Origin of the sequence: Paraburkholderia tagetis, assembly GCF_022213065.1 — a bacterium.
Taxonomy (GTDB): domain Bacteria; phylum Pseudomonadota; class Gammaproteobacteria; order Burkholderiales; family Burkholderiaceae; genus Paraburkholderia; species Paraburkholderia tagetis.
This window is the reverse complement of sequence record NZ_JAKLJA010000027.1, coordinates 17,044-37,177: the sequence shown is the minus strand read 5'-3', so window position 1 is coordinate 37,177 and position 20,134 is coordinate 17,044. Positions and strand designations below refer to the sequence as shown.

Sequence of the window (20,134 nt, the reverse complement as noted above, 5' to 3'; positions counted from 1 at the left end):
TCACAGGGCCGCTGCGTAGCGCTAGGTTATAGGCCGTTAAAAATAAGCATAACTAAGGCCGTGGATGAACAGGAATCTTCATCGCCTCGTATTCAGCAAGACGCGGGGCATGCTCATTGCCGTCGAGGAAACGGCGACGTTCGCGGGAATGGCCGCCGGCCCGACGCGCACGCGCGTGCGCCCTATTGCTCACTCCCGCGCACTGTTCACGTTAAGGCAGATTGCGTTTGCTGCGCTCGCCCTGCTCGGTGCACTGCCGGTGCTCTGCGTTGCACAGATCGTCATGGGTGGTACGCATGCACCCAACGTCATCCAGACGCAGAACGGGCTCGATCAAATCAACATCAACCGGCCTTCCGGGGCCGGTGTTTCAGTCAACACGTATAGCCGTTTCGATGTTCAGTCGCGCGGCGCGATTCTGAACAACTCGCCCACCATCGTGCAGACGCAGCAGGCGGGCACGATCAACGGCAACCCGAATTTCGGTCCGGGTCAGGCGGCCAGAGTCATCGTCAACCAGGTCAACAGTCCGGCCGCGTCGCAATTGAATGGGCATCTCGAAGTCGCGGGGCAGCGCGCCGAAGTGGTCATCGCGAATCCCTCGGGAATCTCGGTGAACGGCGGCGGATTCATCAATACGTCGCGCGCCATTCTCACCACGGGCACGCCGAACTATGCGGCGGACGGTTCGCTCTCCGGTTTCAACGTGAGCGGCGGCAACATCACGGTCAATGGCGCGGGCCTGAATGCGTCGAATGTCGATCAGGTGGATCTGCTGGCGCGCGCCGTGCAAGCCAATGCCGCCATCTACGCGAAGAACCTGAACATCGTGGCGGGCGCGAACCGCGTCGATCACGACACGCTCGCAGCAACCGCGATTGCCGGCGAGGGTCCCGCGCCGGTCGTCTCCATCGACGTCAGCAATCTCGGCGGCATGTACGCGAACCGTATTTTCCTGGCCGGCACGGAATTGGGCGTCGGGGTGTCGCTCAAGGGCGTCGTGGCTGCGAATGCAGGCGATCTCGTACTGACCACAGAGGGCAAGCTCGTGCTCGCGGGACAAACCCGGGCCAGCGGCAACATCGGTGCTTCGGCACGCGATGGCATCGACAACAGCGGCACGACCTACGCGCAGCAAAGTCTCAGCGCGAGCACGGACGGCGCGCTCGCGAACAGCGGCACGCTTGCCGCGCAGCAGAACACGAACGTCAATGCGGGCAGCGTCGCGTCGAGCGGCACGCTCGCTTCGGGCGTGAACAGCGACGGCGTCGTGACGCGGGACGCGAACCTCAATGTCGTTTCGTCGGGCGCGCTCTCGGCCACGGGCCAGAACATTGCCGGGGGCGATGCCGCGCTGACCGGCGCAGCGGTCAATCTTGCAGGCAGCGAGACAGCGGCGAACGGCAACCTCGCGCTCAACGCGAATGCGGGCGACCTGAAGCTCTCCGGTGCGCGCACGAGCGCCCAAGGGGCGGTGAACGCACAGGCCGCAGGCGCGCTCGTCAACGACCACGGCACGGTTACGGGCGGCAGCGTCGCGCTCGACGCGGGGCGCCTCTCGAACCAGGGCGGCAACGTGTCGGCACAAGGGCCGCTCACTGCCACGGCAGCCGGCGACCTGTCCAATCAGGGCGGCACGTTCGTTTCGCAGGGCGCGATGCAGGTACGCGGCGGCGCTGTGGCGAACCATCAGGGGACGATGCAGAGCGCGGCCGGCTTCGCGCTCTACGCCGCCTCGCTGGACAACACGGCGGGCCGTATCACGTCACTGAACGGCGACAGCCTGAGCCTGGGCATCACGGGCACGCTGCTCAACGGCATTGGCGGTGTGATCGGCGGTAACGGCAACGTGCAGGCCACCGCGTACACCTTTACGAACCTGGGTCAGTTCAGCGCACTCCACAGCGCGGCGCTCAGTGCAGCGAACCTGAACAACGCCGGCTCGGTAACAGCAGGCGACGCGCTCACGGCTACGGCAAGCGGCGCGCTGGACAACACCAGCGGCAAACTGCTGTCGAACACCAACCTGAGCGTGACGGGCGGCGCGCTCACGAACGATGGCGGCCAGCTTGGCGCAGGTTCGAACGCAACGATCCATGCCGGTTCGATGACGAACAGCGGTGGTGCGATCGTCGCCCCGAACCTCGCGATTTCGACCGCCAGCACGCTCGACAACACCAGCGGCGACATCGAGGCGAACCAGCTCACGCTGAATGCAGGCAACCTCGTGAACCACGGCGGCACGATCACGCAGTACGGCGCGGCGCCGATGGGGATGAACATCGGCGGCACCTTCGACAACTCGGCGGGCGGCACGCTGCAAACCAACAGCACGGATTTCACGCTTGCGCCGTGGATGCTGAACAACGACGGCGGCGCGATCCTGCACGCCGGAACGGGCTTGTTCACCGTTGCACCGGGCAATGGTGCCGGCGCCTTCTCGAACGTGGGCGGCCGGATCGTCACGGCGGGCCAACTCATGGCACAGGCCGGGAGCCTCGACAACACCTCGGGTGTGCTGGCCGCACTCGGAAGCATCAACGCCATCATCGCGGGCGACGTGAACAACACCCAGGGCGTGGTGCGCTCGCTCTCGTCCGTCTCGCTCGCGAGCGGCGACGCGCTGACGAACACGAGCGGCCAGATCCAGTCCGGCACGGGGGCGGAGGAAGACACCAGCACGCTCACGGTGCAGGCCGCGTCCATCGACAACACGGCGGGCGTCATCGGCAACCTCGGCACGGGCGATGCCACCGTGCAAGGCGGCAGCGCGCTCGTGAACAGCGGTGGTCAGATCACGGGCAATGGCAAGGTCGGCGTGAGCGCGTCCGCCCTCGTGAACACCCAGGGCGGCCAGATCAGTGGCGCGAACGTCGCGGTCCGGGACGATACGCTCGACAACGCGAGCGGCGCAATCGGCAACGTTGCAGGCTCGAACGGCGATGTGACGGTGACGGCCACGGGCGCGATCGACAACACCGGCGGCCAGATGGGGGCGACGCACGACCTCGCGGTGAGCGCGGCGACGCTCACGGGCGGCGGCACCTACAGCGCGGCCCATGACGTGGCGATCAGCATGCAGGGCGACTTCGCCCCCACGCCCGATGTGCAGTTCAACGCGGGGCACGACCTCACCTTCACGCTGCCGGGAACCTTCACCAACGCCGCGCGGCTGGAGGCGGCGAACAACCTGGGCATCAACGCGGGCGATATCGTCAACAGCGGCACGATGATGGCGGGCGGCACGCTCGGCACGCACTCGAATACGCTGCAAAACACGGGCGTCATCGTGGGCGGCAGCGTGTCGCTCAATGCCACGCAAACCCTGTCCAACCTGGGGCCGACCGCGCTCATCGGCGCGACGGACAGCGACGGCACGCTCGAGCTGCTTGCGAACGATATCGAGAACCGCGACGACACCACGGCGACCGGCACGCAGGCGACCACGGCGATTTACGGCCTCGGCAAAGTCGTGCTGGCCGGCGGCAAGGATGCGAACGGCAGCTATACGAACGCGAGCCTGATCCGCAACCAGTCGGCGCTGATCGAATCGGCGGGCGACATGGCGCTGCACGCGGATCAGGTCACGAACACCCGGCGCGTGATGACGACGACCGGCTTCAACCAGACCGTGGACCCGGCCCTGCTGGAGCAGCCCGGTATCAGCCTCTCCGGCTGCACCTCGGTCTATCTGCCCGCGTGCTCCGGCCAGCAGGCGCCCTGGAACATCCCGGGCGACCCGGACGCGATTGGCGGTGTGTACATCGAGCCGCCGCATGGCGGCCAGTGGAACAGCGGCTACCAGTTCACGACCTATACGGGCGTGGCGGTGGCGAACCTGATCGCGGGCATCAGTCCGCAGGCGCAGATCGTGGCGGGCGGCAACCTCGACGCCTCGAACGTGGGCCTGTTCCAGAACCACTGGAGCGCGGTCGCGGCGGCTGGCGACATTGCCGCGCCCACGATGCTCGACCAGAACAGCTGGCAGGGCCAGGCCGCGCCCGGCGTGCAGGTCACCTACTCCGGCTACTACCACTACAACAACTACGACAACACCGAGCACGACTGGACGTTGCCGTTCGGCACCGCGCCGTTCATCGGCTCACGCCCGGGCGGCTACACGCAGGCCGCGCCGGCCGATATCCGCCATTACGCACTGCCCGCCTACGAATCGAGCTTCGTCGCGGGCGGCACGCTCTCCGGCACGGGCATCAGCATCGACAACACGGCGGGCAATGCGGGCATTCCATCGCTCGGGCTCGCGGCTGGACAGTCGCTCTCCGGCGTGGATGTCGGTGCGCTCAGCGGCAATGCGGACGGCACAAAAAGCGGCGCGACCTCTGTCCAGGGCAACGCGAGCCCGGTCAATCCCGTCATCGCCAGCGCAACAGCGGTCAACGTCCTCGCCAACCTGACGATCCCCCAGGGCGGCCTCTTCACGCCTGCGACCGCGCCGGGCGCCCCTTACCTGATCGAGACGAACCCGGCCTTCACGAACCAGAAAGCATTCATTTCGAGCGACTACTACCTCCAGCAGCTCGGCCTGAATCCGCAGACCACCGCAAAGCGCCTCGGTGACGGCTTCTACGAGCAGCAGCTCGTGCGCAACCAGATCACGTCGCTGACCGGCAAGGCCGTCCTCGGCCCCTATACCGACCTCCAGTCGGTGTACCCGTCGCTGCTCGCCGCAGGCGCGGCGCTCTCGCAGTCGCTCGATCTGCCGCTCGGCATGAGCCTGTCGTCGGACCAGGTGGCCCGGCTCACGGGCAACGTCATCATCATGCAGACGCAGATCGTGGACGGTCAGTCCGTGCTGGTGCCGGTCGTCTATCTCGCGAAGACGAGCCAGCAGAACATGAACGGGCCGCTCATCACCGCGACCGATATCGATCTCCGGAACGCACAGACCTTCACGAACAGCGGCACGGTGCAGGCGGCCAACTCGCTGACGATCGACGGCAGGTCCATCGATAACGTGTTCGGAACGCTGCAAAGCGGCGGTCTCATGTCGCTGACGACGGCGGGCAATGTCGATCTGACCTCCGCGAAAGTGAGCGCCGGGAGCCTGGCGCTGAACGCCGGCGGCAACCTGATTCTCGATACGGCGACCAGGACGCTCAACCAGATCAGCCCCACGGGCGCGACGCGCGTCACGACGACGCTCGGGCCCATGGCGAGCCTGAACGTGGCCGGCGATGCGACCATCGTGACCGGCGGCAACTTCGAGCAACACGCCGCCAGCCTGAACGTGGGCGGCAATCTCGGCATGGCCGTGGGCGGTAATTACGTCATCGGCACGGTGCAGACCGGCGAGCACAAGGTGGTCGAGCGCGCGAACGGCGCGTCGGATACGGACGTCAACAGTGTGACCGGCAGTTCGGTAAACGTGGGCGGCGTGTCGATGATTGGCGTGGGCGGTGACCTGATGGCGAGTGGCGCGAGCCTGAATCTGGGCGGCGGCGGCACGATTGCAGCGAAGGGCAACGTGACGCTCGATGCAGCGAAAGCCACCTCCACCATCGACAGCAACAGTTCGGGCAGCGACAGCCACGGCAGCTACTCGGAGTCGATGCACCGGGCCGACGATGCGCTGACTGCGACGACGCTTAATGCGGGCGATTCGCTCGCGGTGGTATCCGGCCATGACATCAACGTTACTGGCAGCGCGATCAACCTAGACAGGGGCACTGCGACACTCGCTGCAACGGGCGACGTCAACATCGGCGCAGCGACGGAGACACACGTCGACAACTCGCAGGAACAGCACAGGCACAGCAATGTGGTGAGCGGCAAGGAGGTGTCGAATTCGCGCGATACCACCACTACCTTCTCGCAAGGCAGCACGATCTCGGCGGATGGCGTGTCGATTTCTAGCGGCAACGATATCAACGTGAAGGGCAGCACGGTCGTCGGCACGAACGATGTATCGCTTGCCGCCGTGCATGACGTGAATATCACCACGACGCAGAACGCCATGCAGTCGTCGGGCAGTCATCAGGAGAAGGAATCGGGCCTGGGCACGAGCGGACTCACGGTGACGATCGGCAGCAGCAAGATGGCGACGACCGACCAGGCATCGAGCGTGACGAACAACGCGAGCGCGGTCGGGTCGCTCAACGGCAATCTGTCGATCCAGGCGGGCAACACGCTGCATGTGACCGGCAGTGATCTGGTGGCAGGCGGGAACGTTACGGGCATGGCGTCGAACGTCATCATCGATGCGGCGACCGATACCGCGCAGCGCTCGCAGACGCAAACCTCGCATTCGAGCGGACTGTCGATCGGGCTTTCCGGGTCGGTGGGCGATGCGATCAACAATGCTTACGCGCAGGGCAAGGCCATCGGCCATTCCGCCAGCAGCGGCAACGACCGGGCAGCGGTGCTGCACGCGATTGCGGCGGGCGGCGATGCGCTGTTCGCCGGGATGGGTGCGAAAGGCCTGATGGACGGCGCATCAGGTCCGAAAGCGCCGAGCATCGGCGTACAGGTGAGCGTCGGCTCGAGCAGCAGCCGCAGCGATTCCAGCGAGAGCCAGACGACGAATCGCGGCTCGAATGTGAGCGCGGGCGGCACCGCTGCGTTCGTGGCGACAGGCGATGGCACGCCTGGTAGTGGCAATGTGAGCATCGCCGGGTCGAACGTCAGTGCGAACGATGTGCTGCTCGCGGCGAGGAACCAGGTGAACGTGGTGAACACCACGGACACCGATTCGACGCGCAGTTCGAACAGTTCGAATAGCGCGAGTGCCGGGGTGTCGTTTGGCACACAGGGGTTTGGTGTGTCGGCGGCGATGAGCAATGCGCACGGCGATGCCAACAGCGATGCGGCGATCCAGAACGCTTCGCATGTGAACGCGGCCAACAGTACGACGATCATCAGCGGCGGCGACACGAACATCACGGGTTCGCAGGTCAACGGAAAACAAGTCATTGCTGATGTAGGCGGCAACCTCAATATCAGTTCTGTCCAGGACACGACGACGAGCGCGGCGCACCAGAGCAGCGTGGGCGGCGGATTCAGCATCAGCACAACCGGTGGCAGCGCGAGCGTCACCGCCCAGAAGGGTCACGCGGACGGCGACTATGCGCAGGTCAACGAGCAGGCCGGGATCAATGCGGGCGATGGCGGCTTCGACATCAACGTGAAGGGGAATACGGGGCTGACCGGTGCGGTGATTTCCAGCACAGCGGATGCGAAAAAAAATAGCCTGTCGACTGGCACCCTCACCTTCTCCGATATCGAGAACCACTCGCACTACTCGGCGAATAGCGCGGGGATCAGTGCCGGAGCGGGCGTCGGGAATACGGGCAAGGCGACGGGTCCGGGTTCGGTGAGCGGCTCGGGCGGCGGGATTCCGATGGCGCAGAACGAGAGCGGGGACCAGAGCGCCACCACCCGCAGCGCGATCAGTGCTGGCACGATCGATATCACCAGCCAGGCCGCGCAGACGCAGGACATTGCCAGCCTGAGCCGCGACATGGAGAGCACGAACGGCAGGGTGGACAAGACGCCGGATGTGAACACCATCCTGAACCAGCAGGCCGATACGATCCAGGCCGCGCAGGCGGCAGGCCAGGTGGTGGCGCAGGGGATTGCCGCGTATGCGAATGACAAGCGGGATACAGCGCAGAAGGCAGCGGATGCGGCGAAGGCGTCCGGTGACGTGGACGCCTATAACGCTGCGATGGCCGATGTGAAGTCGTGGGACGAGGGTGGCAACTCACGAGCCGCGCTTCACGTTGCGGGTGGCGCGTTGATCGGCGGTCTTGGCGGAGGCAATGCGTTCGGTGCGATTGGCGGTGCGGCGGGTGCGGGAGTGGCCGCCTGGGCTGCGGGTGATCTGAACCGTCTGGCCAACGGCACGCGCGATGCGCTGGGCGGCGGCGATGCGGCCCAGTTGGCGGGCAACGTGGCGGCCAACATCCTCGCAGGCGGCATGGGCGCGCTGGTTGGCGGCGGCGCTGGCGCGTTCGCGGCGAGCAATGCGGACCTCTACAATCGAAGTACAGGTAATGGCGACGGCCAGGGCAGCACGGCCAATTCCGCGCTTGGCTGGATTGGCGATCAGCTTGCCAGTGCAGGACGTGGCGCGCAAAATCTGGCGAACCAGTTCGCGGTGCTGGTGAATGCCAATGGCCCGCAGGGGCCGTATGTGAGCCCGGATGACCTGAACGGCCCTGGCGGGAACTCGAAGCCGCCGGCGACGGGTGGTTCAGCGGTGCCGGTTGCGGTGTGTGTGCCGCCGGTGTGCACGGTTGTGCCGGCGACGACGCCGGGAACGCCAGGATACGCTCCAGGTAATGCGACGCTGAGTAGTGGCAGAGATGATGCTCAGGCATCAAACAGCGGCGACTCCGAGGCGTCGCTTCCTATGGGTAGCAAGTCTAACCAGTTCAATCAACCGAAGAATCCGTCGTATCAGCCTACGCGAAACACGCCGGGAGCCGTAGACCGCACAGACTACGCGGGCCACGCATTCGATCGTATGCAGGATCGAGGGCTAACGCCATCGGTCATACAGAACACGATCGAAAATGGCGTGCCAACGCCAAGCCGTGGAGGTACGACAGTGTTTTATGATTCGGTCAATAATGTTTCGGTGGTTACGAATAGCGAAGGCAAAGTGATTACAGTTAAGTACGGGAAATGACATGCGAGCTGTCGATATACTTGAGCGCGCTAAAACAGCAGCAAGAGACCACCTTGCATATGCGCGCTTCGTGCAGGAGTCTGAAGTATTGCATGACAATGGTGATCAAGATGAGCAGCAGAAATCTGCTTATAGCGCCTGCTGGTTTGAGCTTGAAATAGTTAATGCCCTGGCGTTGTCGGAGTGGGAGTCTGCAGGAAACCCGAGCGACTGGGCGGCAGCGTGGAACGAACGTTACAAGAGAGATGCTGAAGAGCTGATCGCCAATCTGTGTGAGATCTTGCGCCAGAAGAAGCAGTAACAAAACAAACCCAGCCTTGAGCTGGGTTTGTTGTTTGCAGTGCTTCTCAATCGTGCGTGATGACGAGCCTGCCGTCGTGCACCTCGATCCTCACGCGCTGGCCTGCCTCGAAGCCTGCAAGCTCAAGCCACCGTCCCGATAGCTTGATCCACGGATAGAGCGGCGGCTCGGTGCGGGTTCGCGCATTGATGCGCCGGTACCGCCACGACTGCTGGACGGTGACGCGCCGCCCGGGATGGGTGGTGCATGCAATCAGCACAACCGGTGGCAGCGCGAGCGTCACCGCCCAGAAGGGTCACGCGGACGGCGTCTATGCGCAGGTCAACGAGCAGGCCGGGATCAATGCGGGCGATGGTGGCTTCGATATCAACGTAAAGGGGAATACGGGGCTGACTGGTGCGGTGATTTCCAGCACGGCGGATGCCGGGAAGAATACGCTGTCGACCGGCACCCTCTCCTTCTCCGATATCGAGAACCACTCGCACTACTCTGCGAATAGCGCGGGGATCAGTGCCGGAGCGGGCGGCGGGAATACGGGCAAGGCGACGGGTCCGGGTTCGGTGAGCGGCTCGGGTGGCGGGATTCCGATGGCGCAGAACGAGAGCGGGGACCAGAACGCCACCACCCGCAGCGCGATCAGTGCGGGCACGATCGATATCACCAACCGTTTCTGCGCGAACCATACGCATTAGTGCCCCGCTAGCACAACGGCCACGCGGCACACGAACTCGGCGGCGAAGTAAAGCTTATGGCCAAACATAGCCTTTAAACCTGCCTTCTACTGGCGCAACGCCCCCCATGTCCCATACGAAACAAACACCGGGTGGGGGGATCGACTACTGGCGCCGTAATCGACATGCGGAAATCCGGCACCATTCAGACGCTCAGTCGTAGTACTTCTTGTGCTTCTTGTTCTTGTGCTTCTTGCCGTGATACTGGTCGTCGGAGTACGAGTTGTTGCGCGAAATGTTGCCGCCCAGCGCTGCCCCGCCCCCGCCGCCCACTGCTGCGCCTACGAGCGCGCCCGTCGTGCCGCCCATCGCGTTGCCCGCGGCAGCGCCGGCGCCACCGCCCAGTGCGCCGCCAACCACGGCGCCGGTGCGCTCGTGCTTGTTCGACGTCACTGCGCCGCCCGCGCCACCGCCCACTGCGCCGCCAATCACGGCGCCCGTGCTGCCGCCAATCGCGTTGCCAACTGCCGCGCCGGCCACGCCGCCAAGCGCGCCGCCCACGGCATTATTCATATCCCCCGCCTCGGCGGGCAGAGACGCCACGGCCATTGCAGCGACAATTGCCGTCGTTACTGCAATCTTCTTTAGCATTGACTTGTCCTTGTTCTTCAGATGTATGGGCAAGTTTAACATTCAATCTAAAAGTATAATGTCACGCAATGCCAAATGCCGCGACAAACGCCGCGAAATTCGCGGCATCGTCGGTCAATAGCCTGCTTCCCACACTCGTCTGGCATTTATGCGGCACGACGAAAACCGGGGCCATGAACAGCGCATCGTGATGGAAAATCACGCTAACGCATGCGTCCTGAACACCGCAGGCAGGAGGATTTATGCAATCGAAGGAACACTGGAACCGCGTCTATACGACGAAGGCGTCGACCAACGTCAGCTGGTTCCAGGAGCATGCAAACCAGTCGGTCGGGTTGATCAGGCAGGCGGGCGTGGCGAAGGACGCCGCCATCATCGACGTGGGCGGCGGCGCATCCACGCTGGTCGACGACCTGCTGAGCGACGGCTATCGCAATCTCACCGTGCTGGATCTCTCGGACGCCGCGCTCGCGGTGGCACGCGAGCGGCTCGCCAACCGCGCGAGCGAGGTCGCGTGGATCGCGGGCGACATCACGCAGGTCGAGCTTCCCGTTCATGCATACGACGTCTGGCACGACCGCGCCGTGTTTCACTTCCTGACGGGCGAGGCGGATCGCGAAGCCTATGTGCGGGCCGTGCTCCGCGCGCTCAAGCCGGGCGGGCTCGTCATCGTCGCGACCTTCGCGGAGGACGGCCCCGACCATTGCAGCGGCCTGCCGGTCATGCGCTACAACGCCGATTCGCTGCACGATGAATTCGGCGCGCCGTTCACGTTGCTTCGGCAAGAGCGGGAAGAACACCACACGCCAGCGGGCGTAACGCAGAAGTTCATCTATTGCCTGTGCCGCAAGGAGCCGGGCTGATGCGGATCAGCAGCGGCGACGACCCGAGGCAATAGGCCGCCCGCTGAGAGCGCCGTGACGCCCAGGACAACCGCAAGCGTCGTCCAGCTTGTCGCTACGCTGGCGAAAGTCGCCGTGGCCGCCGGTTTGCGAAAGTGCCTTGCCCGACGACAGGATGTGCGGGCCCCAGGGCTCGCCGGAATTGACGGCTTCGCACATTCCGAAGTCCGCGCCCCCCGCGTCGCGCACCGTGGTGAAGCCCCGGTTCAGCATGCCGCGCAGGATGAGCAGCGTGCGTAGCGCGGCAAGGAAATTCGGCATCGCCGCATTCGCGCCAGGATTCGCGTTCGACGCCACCACCATTGCGCAGATAGCGCGGGCGCCTGGGCCGGGCTTCGCGGGCGATCCCGCGGGCGATCCCGGGGCGATCCTTGAGCCGCCCGCAAGAGTGATTTTCCGATTTCGCGCTGGCGCGCCGCTTCGCGTTGGCCGAAGATGGATTATCGCAATTGAGGAGCCTGCCATGAAACTCGTTCAACTCGGATACGCAATCGGCGTTGCCGCAGCGTTATGGAGTACCTGCAGTATTGCCGCCTCGCCGGATTCGGCGTATCAAACCCCGGTTCAGCTATCGAGCGGGAAGCATCTGCTTTGCGGCGTGAACGAAACGCCCGCCGGAGAACAGGCGGTGCTGACGCGTCGCGAGCAGGTGCAAGCCGACGTGCTGGCGACGCAGCATCTGCGGCTGGTCAGCGGCCCCACTGCGCCGTACCCCACGGAGTACACTGCGCCGAGCGTGGCGTGCGTGAATGCGGGTTGAAACTGCATATGGCGGGGCGAGCGGCGCCCGCAATAATGTGAAGAAATGCGGCGGGCGCATCGGTCCTGTTTCGTCGGCCCGATGCGCCCGCTGTCATGGCAGTGATATGGCGCTCGAATAACCGGCAACGGTTATGGAGCACCGGGAATCAGGCCGCTCAGAAGCGCGTACGCACGCCCGTAGTCACTTCGACCTGGTTGGTGGCCCCATACGTCGTGCCAACCGTATAGCCGCCGTGCAGCTTCATGTAGTCGCCTGCCAGATACACCTCGGTGCGCTTCGAGAGGTGATAGAAAATCGAGCCGTAGAGCGTTTCCTTGAAGCCGTTGTGCAAGCCGCTCGCCGGATCGAAGGCACCCAGGTTCGCATTCGGAATATCCCCATCGGCGTTGTACGCGGCGTTATGCGTGCGCATCTGCTGATAGCCGAGTTCGTAGTCGAACGCGCCCTTCGGTGCGAGCTTGAGCGACACCGTCCACGCGTTGTCCTGGCGCTGGCCCAGCGCGCCCTGATCGCCCCAGTAGCGGAAGTAGCCCAGGTTGGCGCGCACGATGCCCATCGTATAGTTGCCGCCCACCGAGAACGACTGGTTCGTGAAGCCGTTGCGGTTCACGTGGCTATAGAAGGTCGAGGCCGCATACGAGGAGCCGTTGTAGCCGAGCGCAACCTGGTAGGTCGAGTTGTTGCCGAAGCTCGTCTGGTTGCCGAACGCGTAGCCCGCGCTCGCGAAGATACCGTTGCTGAACAGCTTCTTCCACGCCAGGCCGTTGCTGTAGCGCGTGCCGGTCGGGCCCGCGGCGTAGAAGATCATCTGCTTGAAGTTGTTCGAGTTGGTCCAGCCGCCCTCTTCCGTGTTCAGCTTCGCGTGACCGTAGGGGTCGCCGTAGATGGCTGACGCATCGCGCGCGATCGTGTTCTGGAAGCCGGCGGTGAGCTTGCCGAAGCGCTCGTCTTCCACGCCCACCCATGCGTCGCGGTCGAAGATCTGGCCCGGATCTTCCATCGCGCCGTTCGACACCGTGTACTCGGACTCGAGGCGGAAGATCACCTTCGTGCCGCCGCCAAGATCTTCCGCGCCCTTCAAGCCCCAGCGGCTGCCGCTGAACCACGGCTCGCCGCCATTGCCCATCCCGATCACATGATCGCCCTTCGCATCCGCATGCGATTGATACGTGGGAACGCTCAGGTCGATAAGCCCATAGAGCTGGACGCTCGACTGGGCGTGTGCGCCACTCGCTGCCAGCGCGCCGGCGGCCACGGTGAATGCGAGATGCCTTTTCTTCAAGATTGTCTCCTCAGATAGCTGCATTGAAGTTCTGATTGGTCCGTTGCCAGTCACTTGCCAGTCACTTGCCAACTCGCCCCGGCTATTGCTTCCGGTTTGCGCATGACCTCAACGGATGAGACGAATCGTAGTGGGCTCAATCCTTCGCGCTCCTTTCGCGAAAGGTTCGTATCGCTAAGTGGATTCACCAATATTTATACGGCCGAAATGGCGCTTTGCTCGCGCGGCGCTGCATCCTTCGCGCGCAGGATGTAGCCGAGGCCGCGCAGGGTCATGATCTGTGCGCTCGACTCCGCGAGGTGCTTGCGCAGCCGGTGAATATAGATGTCGATGGCATCGGCGCTTGGTTCGTCGTCGAGACTGTACACACGTTCCATGAGCGTATGCTTCGATACGGTCTTGCCCTGTTGCAGCATCAGCGCTTCGAGAATCGCGTGCTCGCGGCGGCGCAGCGCGAGCGGGTCCTCGTTGTGACGGAATTCGCGCGTATCGGAGAGGTAATGCAGGTCGCCGCACGTGAGCCAGCCCGACTTGTCGCCAACCTGCCGGCGTATCAGCGCCTTGATGCGCGCGACCAGTTCGCGGCTGTCGAAGGGCTTCACCACGTAGTCGTCGGCGCCGGCGCTGAAGCACGCGACTTTATCGTCGATCGAGCCGTGCGCGGTGAGCATGAGCACCGGCACGTTGTCGCGCCGGCGCCGCAAGCGGTTGAGCACGTCCTTGCCGCTCATGCGCGGCAAGCGCATGTCGAGCAGCACGACGTCGTAACGCTGGGTCATCAGCACCGAATCCGCGGCCTCGCCGTCGGCGACGCAATCCACCGTGAAATTCTCGGCGCGCAACAGATTGACGATCCAGTGCGCCAGCTCGGCGTTGTCTTCCACGAGCATCAGCTTCATTGTCTTTCCTTGTTCACATCACCGGCTTCTGCGATCGACGATATCTGCCATCGATTTTCGGCACCCGGCTTCATGTCTTCGCTTCATGCGAGAACCTCATACCGCTCCTTCAGGCCGCCGCTTCGTGCCGCTGCCTCGCGCCAGGCCGGCAAACGCACAGTCACCACGAGTCCGACACGCCCGGCGCCGGGCACCATGCTCACGGAGCCGCCATGCGAGCGCGCCACCTGGTGCACGATGGCAAGCCCCAACCCGGTTCCTTCGGTGTCCGTTGCAACGCGATAGAAGCGCTCGAACACATGCTTGCGCGCCTCGGCGGGAATGCCGGGGCCGTTGTCCACGACCTGCAAGACGACCTCGTCGCCCTCGCGTCGGCAAATGGCCGTCACGTTGCCGCCCGCCTGGGTATAACGAATCGCGTTGTCGACCAGATTGGCCGCGAGCGAGGCCAGCAAGCCCGCATTGCCCGCCACCTGCACGCCATCGGCCAGTTCCGCGCCCAGATCGATCTCGCGTTGCTGCGCCGCCTGGATCAACTCTTCGAGCACCGATGACACCACCGCCCCGAGATCCACGCGGGTGCCCATGCGCGCAGGCGCCATCGATTCGGCCTGCGCCAGCAGCAGGAGCTGGCTCGTCAGTTCCCCCATCTTCTGGCTCGTGCGGCGCACGCCGTGCAACGCGACGAACAGCGCCGGATCGCGCGCATCGCACTGGCTCGCGAACTGGATCTGCGTGGCGAGCAGCGTGAGCGGCGTGCGCAATTGATGAGCGGCATCGGCAATGAACTGGCGCTGGGTGGACGCATGCACCTTCAGGCGCGCGATGCACTGATTGATCGCATCGACGATCGGCCTGAGCTCGGAGGGCAAATGATCTGGCCGGATCGGTTCGAGCTGCGTCGGCTCGCGGTCGGCCACATCGTTCTTGAGCTTCATGAGCGGACGCAGTTCCAGCGTGAGCCCGAGCGGCACCAGCAACACGGCGAGCGCGAGCATCAGCCACTGGCGTATCAACTGCGGCCGCCAGAGACCGTCGATCATCGCCTGCCGCGAGGCCATGGTCTTGCCGACGATCACCGTGACCCGCTCGGCGCGTCCCGAGTCGTAGAGCATGCGCTCGTAGGCGACCGCACGAATGGGCACGCCGTCGTAGTTGCTGTCGTAGAACGTGGGCAACTGTGGGGGTAACTGCGCGGGTAACTGCGGGGGCAACTGAGCGGGTAACTGCGGGGGCAACTGAGCGGGTAACTGCGCGGGCAATTGCGCGCGTGACTGCGCCGATAACTGCGCCGATAACTGCGCGCGCGCGGGCGGCAGCGCGAGTTCGGGCGTGCCGCCCAGCAGCCGGCCATCGCCCGCGAGCACCTTGTAGAACACCTGGTCCTGATACGGCGATTCGAACATCTCCAGCGCCGCCGGCGGGATGTTCGCGACGAGCGCGCCGTTGTACCAATCGACGTCCTCGATGATCGTGCGCGCCGAGGCCAGCAGCGCGTTGTCCTGCAACAGGTCCGCCGTCTGGCGCGCGGCATCGTAAGACATCTTGCCCGTGACGGCCACGAACGCCGCCAGCGGCAGCAGCAGCCACAACAGCAGACGCGCACGCAGGCTATGCACCATGTCAGGCTCCCCACAAGTACCAAGAAGCCGCCCCGCGCTGCGGGACGGCGTTCGAACGCTTCGGACCTTGCCTGCCGGAAAGGTCACCGGCTTACGACTTCAATGCTCAAAACGCGGCGGGCCGCCATTTGAGCAGGCGCTTTTCCAGCGCGCTCAGCAGATAGTCCGTTGTTAGCGCAACCACTGCGAGCACGATCATGGCCGCGAACACACCGCTCGCGTTGAACGCGCCCTGCGCCGTCGAGATCAGCAGGCCAATGCCCTGCTTCGAGCCGAGGAATTCGCCCACCACGGCGCCCACCAGCGCAAAGCCGAAGCTCACGTGCAAGCTCGCGAGAATCCATGAGAGCGCGGAAGGGATCACGACGGAAGTGGTCACCTGGCGGCGCGACGCGCCAAGGATCTGCGCATTGGCGATCATGTAGCGGTCGGCTTCGCGCACGCCCTGGAAGGCATTGCCGAACACCACGAAGAACACCATCACCACGGCCAGCGCGACCTTCGATGCCATGCCGAGCCCCAGCGCGATCACGAATACCGAGCCCAGCACCACGCGCGGAATCGAGTTGGCGATCTTGATGTAGAGGCTAAATACGTCCGAGAGCAGCTTGTTGCGGCCCAGCAGCACGCCGCACACCACACCACCCACGGCGCCGATCAGAAAGCCAAGCGCCGTTTCTTCGAGCGTGACCCAAACCTGCGTGAGCAGCGGCCCTTGCGCCGTGCCGTTCACGAACCAGTCGACGATCTGCAGGAAGATCAGCGAGGGCATGGAGAAGAAGAACGGGTCGATCCACTTGTTGCGCCCCGCGAGTTCCCAGCCGCCCAGCACGACGACCAGCACGAGCACGCGCAGGCCGATCACGAGTGCGTGGCGCTGGCGGATGCGGCGCTGCGCCATCCGTTCGACTTGTGCGAGCGAGCTGGGCTCTAGTGCGGCTGCTGCGGTTGCGGTTGCAGCTTGAGTGGTGGTGGCGGGAGCAGTCATGGGCGGTTTCCGGAGTTCGAGCGTTTCAGGCAATTTGCACCTCTTCGCGCAGGTCGTGCCAGATGTCACGGGAGATTTCGATAAAGCGCGGTTCGTAGCGGATTTCCGACGTGATGCGCGGGCGCGGCAGGTCGATTTCATAAACCTTCTTGAGCGTCGCGGGCCGTGCCGTGAGCACGAATACGCGGTCGGCGAGCGCAATCGCTTCTTCGAGGTCGTGCGTGACGAACACCACCGACCCTGTGCCGCCCCACAATTGCAGCAGCTCGTCCTGCATCAGCGTGCGCGTTTGCATGTCGAGCGCCGAGAACGGCTCGTCCATCAGCAGGATTTCAGGCTTGTTGATGAAGGTCTGCGCGAGCGCCACGCGCTTGCGCATGCCGCCCGAAAGCTGATGCGGATAGTGCTTGCCGAACTTGTCGAGGCCCACGCGGCGCAGCCATTCGTTCGCCTCGTCATAGGCGGCCGATTTCGAGCGGCCACGAAACAGCGGGCCAGCCGCCACGTTGTCGAGCACCGAGCGCCACGGAAACACCGCATCGGCCTGGAACACGAAGCCGATGCGCGGATCGATGCCGTTCACAGGCGCGCCCATCACGCGCACTTCGCCCGTGGTGGGCTTGAGCAGGCCCGTGATCATGCTGAGCGTGGTGGACTTGCCGCAGCCCGTGGGGCCGACGATGGCGACGAATTCGCCCTGCGCGACGGCCATGTTGAAATCGCGCAGCGCCACAGTGGCCTTGCCGTCCGGCGCGATAAAGCGGCACGACACCGAGCGGAATTCGATGGCCGGCATGGCGGCTTGCGCGGGAGTTCGCGCGCCTGCTTGAACTGGAGCTTGCTTCATCAAGGACATCTCACGATTGTTTCGGCGCCTGAAAAAAGCCGGCGCCGAAGCCATAAAACACAAGAAAGCGGCGGCGAGGCGATCTGGAGGGACCGCCTTGGCCGCAACGGCATCGCAACACGGCAACGCAGTTATTTCGCGGTAACGAACTCGTTCGTATACGTTTTGGCCAGATCGACGTGCTTGCCCTTCACCGACGGATTGAACGCCGCGAGCACCTTCAGCACGGTGGCGGGACCATCGGCGGGCATCTTGGCGTCCGCCGTGTACATGGGCAGCGACGCCTTGAGCGCGGTAACGTAGAGCGCCTTGTCCTTCTGGTAATCGGCGGGCATCTTCGCTGCGATGTCCTCGGCGCTATGCGTGTGGATGTACTGCATCGTGCGCGCGAAGGCATGCGCGAGTTTCGCGGCCTCGGCCTTGTGCGAGTCCGCCCACGCGTCCTGCACGTAGAGGCTCGCCGCCGGATAGGTGCCGCCGAGCGCCGCGCGCGTGCCGTCCACGGTGCGCATGTCCACCAGCACCTTGGCGTCGCCGGTTTGCAGGAGGCGCGAGACGGTCGGCTCCGTCGTCATGCCCGCATCGATGCGGCTCTGCTTGACCGCCGCGATGAAGCTCGCATCGGCACCGACGGGCAGCATCGTGTATTCGGTCGACGTCACGCCGTGCTGGCCTGCGAGATATTGCGTGAGAAAGCTCGTGGACGAGCCGAGGCCGGTCACGCCGAGCGTCTTGCCCTTGACGTCGCCCATGGACTTGAGCGTGTCCGCGGACTTCGTCGACACCATCTCCACTTCGCCCGGCACCTGGCCGAACACGGCAATCGCCTTGACGTCCTTGCCCTTCGTCTGCAAATCGATGGTGTGATCGTAGAAACCCACCACGCCTTGCACGGCGCCCGCCAGCAGCTCGTTCTCGGCGTCGACGCCGGCCGGCTGCGAGAGCAGTTCCACGTCGAGCCCTTCGTCCTTGAAGTAGCCGAGTTGCTCGGTGAGCTTCGCGGGCAGATAGATCAGCTTCGTGATCCCGCCCACCATGATGGTGATCTTGCCCGGCGCGTCGGCGGCGTGCGCGCTTTGCAGCGCCGCGCCGAACAGCAGACCGCAGGCAATCGCCATGGCAGGCGCACGACGGCGCAAGGCGCGAGAAGTGTGTTGCATCGAATGTCTCCATTATTTTGGGCCGGCGGCACGATACCGCTTGCCTCGATGAATGGCGGAATTCTAGCTAGCGGAACCCTTCTCGATGCTTTCGCGCGAGGCGCCGAAATATGGGGGATTTCCATGAAACGCGGAACAGGCGGAGGATCGCCTCAGCCCCACAGAAATGTTTTTGAAATTTATTTGAAATATTATAGAAATAAAGAACAGGAGCCGCGCGCGCATTGCCGCCCGATGTCGATACCGTGCCGGTATTGATCAGTCGTATTGCTCGCCGGCGCGGCAGTCTCACACGCGCGGCGATTAACCCGTCACGGCGTAATGCCGGGAAGCGGCAGGCTGCACGATCGCGCGCCCACCCGCGTTAAAATACGCGCATTACCCTCAACCGCCCTTCACCGATGTCCAGCTACAAAGAATTGGTCGCCCAGCGCGAAGAGCTCGAAGCGCAACTTCAGGAGGCGTTCAAGGAAGAACGCGTGAACGTGCTCGAGGAGATCGTCCGCAAGATGAAGCTCCACAGGATTACGCTCGACGAAATCCGCGGTCCCGCGCCGGCGGCGAAGGCGAACAAGGTGCCGCCGAAGTACCGCGATCCGGTAACCGGCAGCGAATGGTCGGGGCGCGGCAAGCCGCCGAACTGGATCAAGGACGAGCCGGACCGCACGAAATTCCTGATTAGCCACTGACTAGCCACTGACTAGCCACTGACTAGCCGCTGATTACCCATAGAGTGGCCACCGCGCCCGCGCACGGTGGCTTGCGCAGGCGCGTCCGCTCAGGGGCGCAGCCAGCCGTTGCGGATGAGGCCCGCGAGCAATGCGCGGTATAGCGTGACGGCGTATTGCGTGAGGGCTGCGCCACACGCGTTCCAGACCGGCGCGACCACGGCGTACACCAGACACGAAACGACGAATGCGCCGATCATGTCGAACGGAAAGTGCACGCCGAGAAAGACTCGGGACCACGCGATCGCGACGCCCAGGACCAGCGCAATCAGGCCGGTCCGCACCATGCCGCCCAGCAACAGCGTGAGCACGAACGCCGAGCACACGGTCCCGTGATCGCTCGGAAACGACGGGTCGGGTGCATGCGCGAAGAAGGTGTGCCCGAGCCCGATCACGAATGGGCGCGGATGCGGCCAGAAGTGGCCAATCACCTGGCCGACACCCAGCGCCACCAGCGTGACCACGCACGCGCGCATGGCGACGGCGCGCTGCCGCTCATCCCCGGAAAGCCACATCAGCACCAGCGCCAGCGGCACCAGCAGGATCAAGTCGTTCGCGATGAAAAGCGCCGTGTCGATGAGCCAGCGCGGCGTTGCCGGCGTGCCGTTGATCGCGAGAAAGAGCGAATGATTCAATGCTTCGAGTGTTTCCATTGCAGAGTCGGGTCAGT

General features: G+C 64.3%; 14 protein-coding genes and 2 pseudogenes. 6 read left to right on the top strand and 10 right to left on the bottom strand.

All coding sequences use genetic code 11. The annotated features are described in order from the left end of the window. Window positions 1–64 precede the first annotated feature (64 nt). Window positions 65–8,650: a two-partner secretion domain-containing protein gene (locus tag L5014_RS25935; protein ID WP_238466661.1), complete on the top strand. Its 8,586-nt coding sequence runs from the start codon at window positions 65–67 to the stop codon at window positions 8,648–8,650. A gap of 1 nt (window position 8,651) precedes the next feature. Then, window positions 8,652–8,951, top strand: coding sequence for a hypothetical protein (locus L5014_RS25930; RefSeq protein ID WP_238466660.1), 300 nt, complete (start codon window positions 8,652–8,654; stop codon window positions 8,949–8,951). Between the two features lie 46 nt (window positions 8,952–8,997). Here the strand turns inward: L5014_RS25930 and L5014_RS25925 are convergent, their stop codons facing one another. Continuing rightward, the gene (locus L5014_RS25925; protein WP_338019331.1) at window positions 8,998–9,210 is read right to left on the bottom strand and encodes a SymE family type I addiction module toxin; all 213 of its coding nucleotides are present in this window, start codon (window positions 9,208–9,210) and stop codon (window positions 8,998–9,000) included. On the opposite strand from L5014_RS25925, the pseudogene L5014_RS25920 reads away from it, so the two are divergent. After that, window positions 9,203–9,613, top strand: a pseudogene (locus L5014_RS25920) (hypothetical protein); the annotation flags it as partial. The gene L5014_RS25925 and the pseudogene L5014_RS25920 sit on opposite strands and share 8 nt — an antisense overlap. Window positions 9,614–9,835: 222 nt before the next feature. Here the strand turns inward: L5014_RS25920 and L5014_RS25915 are convergent. Further along, entirely contained in the window at window positions 9,836–10,273 is a 438-nt protein-coding gene (locus tag L5014_RS25915; RefSeq protein ID WP_238466659.1) for a glycine zipper domain-containing protein, read from the bottom strand. 242 nt (window positions 10,274–10,515) lie between these two features. On the opposite strand from L5014_RS25915, the gene L5014_RS25910 reads away from it, so the two are divergent. Beyond that, window positions 10,516–11,136, top strand: coding sequence for a class I SAM-dependent methyltransferase (locus tag L5014_RS25910; RefSeq protein WP_238466658.1), 621 nt, complete (start codon window positions 10,516–10,518; stop codon window positions 11,134–11,136). 42 nt (window positions 11,137–11,178) lie between these two features. Here the strand turns inward: L5014_RS25910 and L5014_RS25905 are convergent. Continuing rightward, window positions 11,179–11,475: pseudogene (locus L5014_RS25905) on the bottom strand (amidohydrolase family protein); the annotation flags it as partial. A gap of 163 nt (window positions 11,476–11,638) precedes the next feature. Here L5014_RS25905 and L5014_RS25900 point away from each other — a divergent pair. Further along, on the top strand, window positions 11,639–11,935 hold the full coding sequence (locus L5014_RS25900; protein ID WP_238466657.1) for a hypothetical protein: 297 nt from the start codon (window positions 11,639–11,641) through the stop codon (window positions 11,933–11,935). A 157-nt stretch (window positions 11,936–12,092) separates the two neighbouring features. Here L5014_RS25900 and L5014_RS25895 read toward each other — a convergent pair whose 3' ends face one another. The 6 genes from L5014_RS25895 to L5014_RS25870 all read right to left on the bottom strand — a co-directional run bounded on the left by L5014_RS25895 (window position 12,093) and on the right by L5014_RS25870 (window position 18,736). After that, entirely contained in the window at window positions 12,093–13,244 is a 1,152-nt protein-coding gene (locus tag L5014_RS25895; RefSeq protein ID WP_238466656.1) for a porin, read from the bottom strand. Between the two features lie 170 nt (window positions 13,245–13,414). After that, window positions 13,415–14,119 carry a response regulator gene (locus L5014_RS25890; protein WP_238466655.1) on the bottom strand — a complete coding sequence of 235 codons (705 nt, stop codon included), beginning with the start codon at window positions 14,117–14,119 and terminating at the stop codon, window positions 13,415–13,417. An 83-nt stretch (window positions 14,120–14,202) separates the two neighbouring features. Further along, window positions 14,203–15,741 (bottom strand): sensor histidine kinase, encoded by a 1,539-nt coding sequence (locus L5014_RS25885; RefSeq protein WP_238466654.1) that lies wholly within the window; start codon window positions 15,739–15,741, stop codon window positions 14,203–14,205. A gap of 106 nt (window positions 15,742–15,847) precedes the next feature. Then, complete coding sequence (locus tag L5014_RS25880; RefSeq protein WP_420800138.1) at window positions 15,848–16,642, bottom strand: ABC transporter permease; 795 nt, start codon at window positions 16,640–16,642, stop codon at window positions 15,848–15,850. A 112-nt stretch (window positions 16,643–16,754) separates the two neighbouring features. After that, complete coding sequence (locus L5014_RS25875) at window positions 16,755–17,576, bottom strand: ABC transporter ATP-binding protein (protein WP_238466652.1); 822 nt, start codon at window positions 17,574–17,576, stop codon at window positions 16,755–16,757. A 131-nt stretch (window positions 17,577–17,707) separates the two neighbouring features. Continuing rightward, complete coding sequence (locus tag L5014_RS25870) at window positions 17,708–18,736, bottom strand: ABC transporter substrate-binding protein (RefSeq protein ID WP_238466651.1); 1,029 nt, start codon at window positions 18,734–18,736, stop codon at window positions 17,708–17,710. Window positions 18,737–19,137: 401 nt separating this feature from the next. Here L5014_RS25870 and L5014_RS25865 point away from each other — a divergent pair, with 401 nt between their 5' ends. Next, window positions 19,138–19,425, top strand: coding sequence for an H-NS histone family protein (locus L5014_RS25865; protein ID WP_238466650.1), 288 nt, complete (start codon window positions 19,138–19,140; stop codon window positions 19,423–19,425). Between the two features lie 89 nt (window positions 19,426–19,514). Here L5014_RS25865 and L5014_RS25860 read toward each other — a convergent pair whose 3' ends face one another. After that, on the bottom strand, window positions 19,515–20,117 hold the full coding sequence (locus L5014_RS25860) for a phosphatase PAP2 family protein (protein WP_238466649.1): 603 nt from the start codon (window positions 20,115–20,117) through the stop codon (window positions 19,515–19,517). Between the last annotated feature and the right edge of the window lie 17 nt (window positions 20,118–20,134).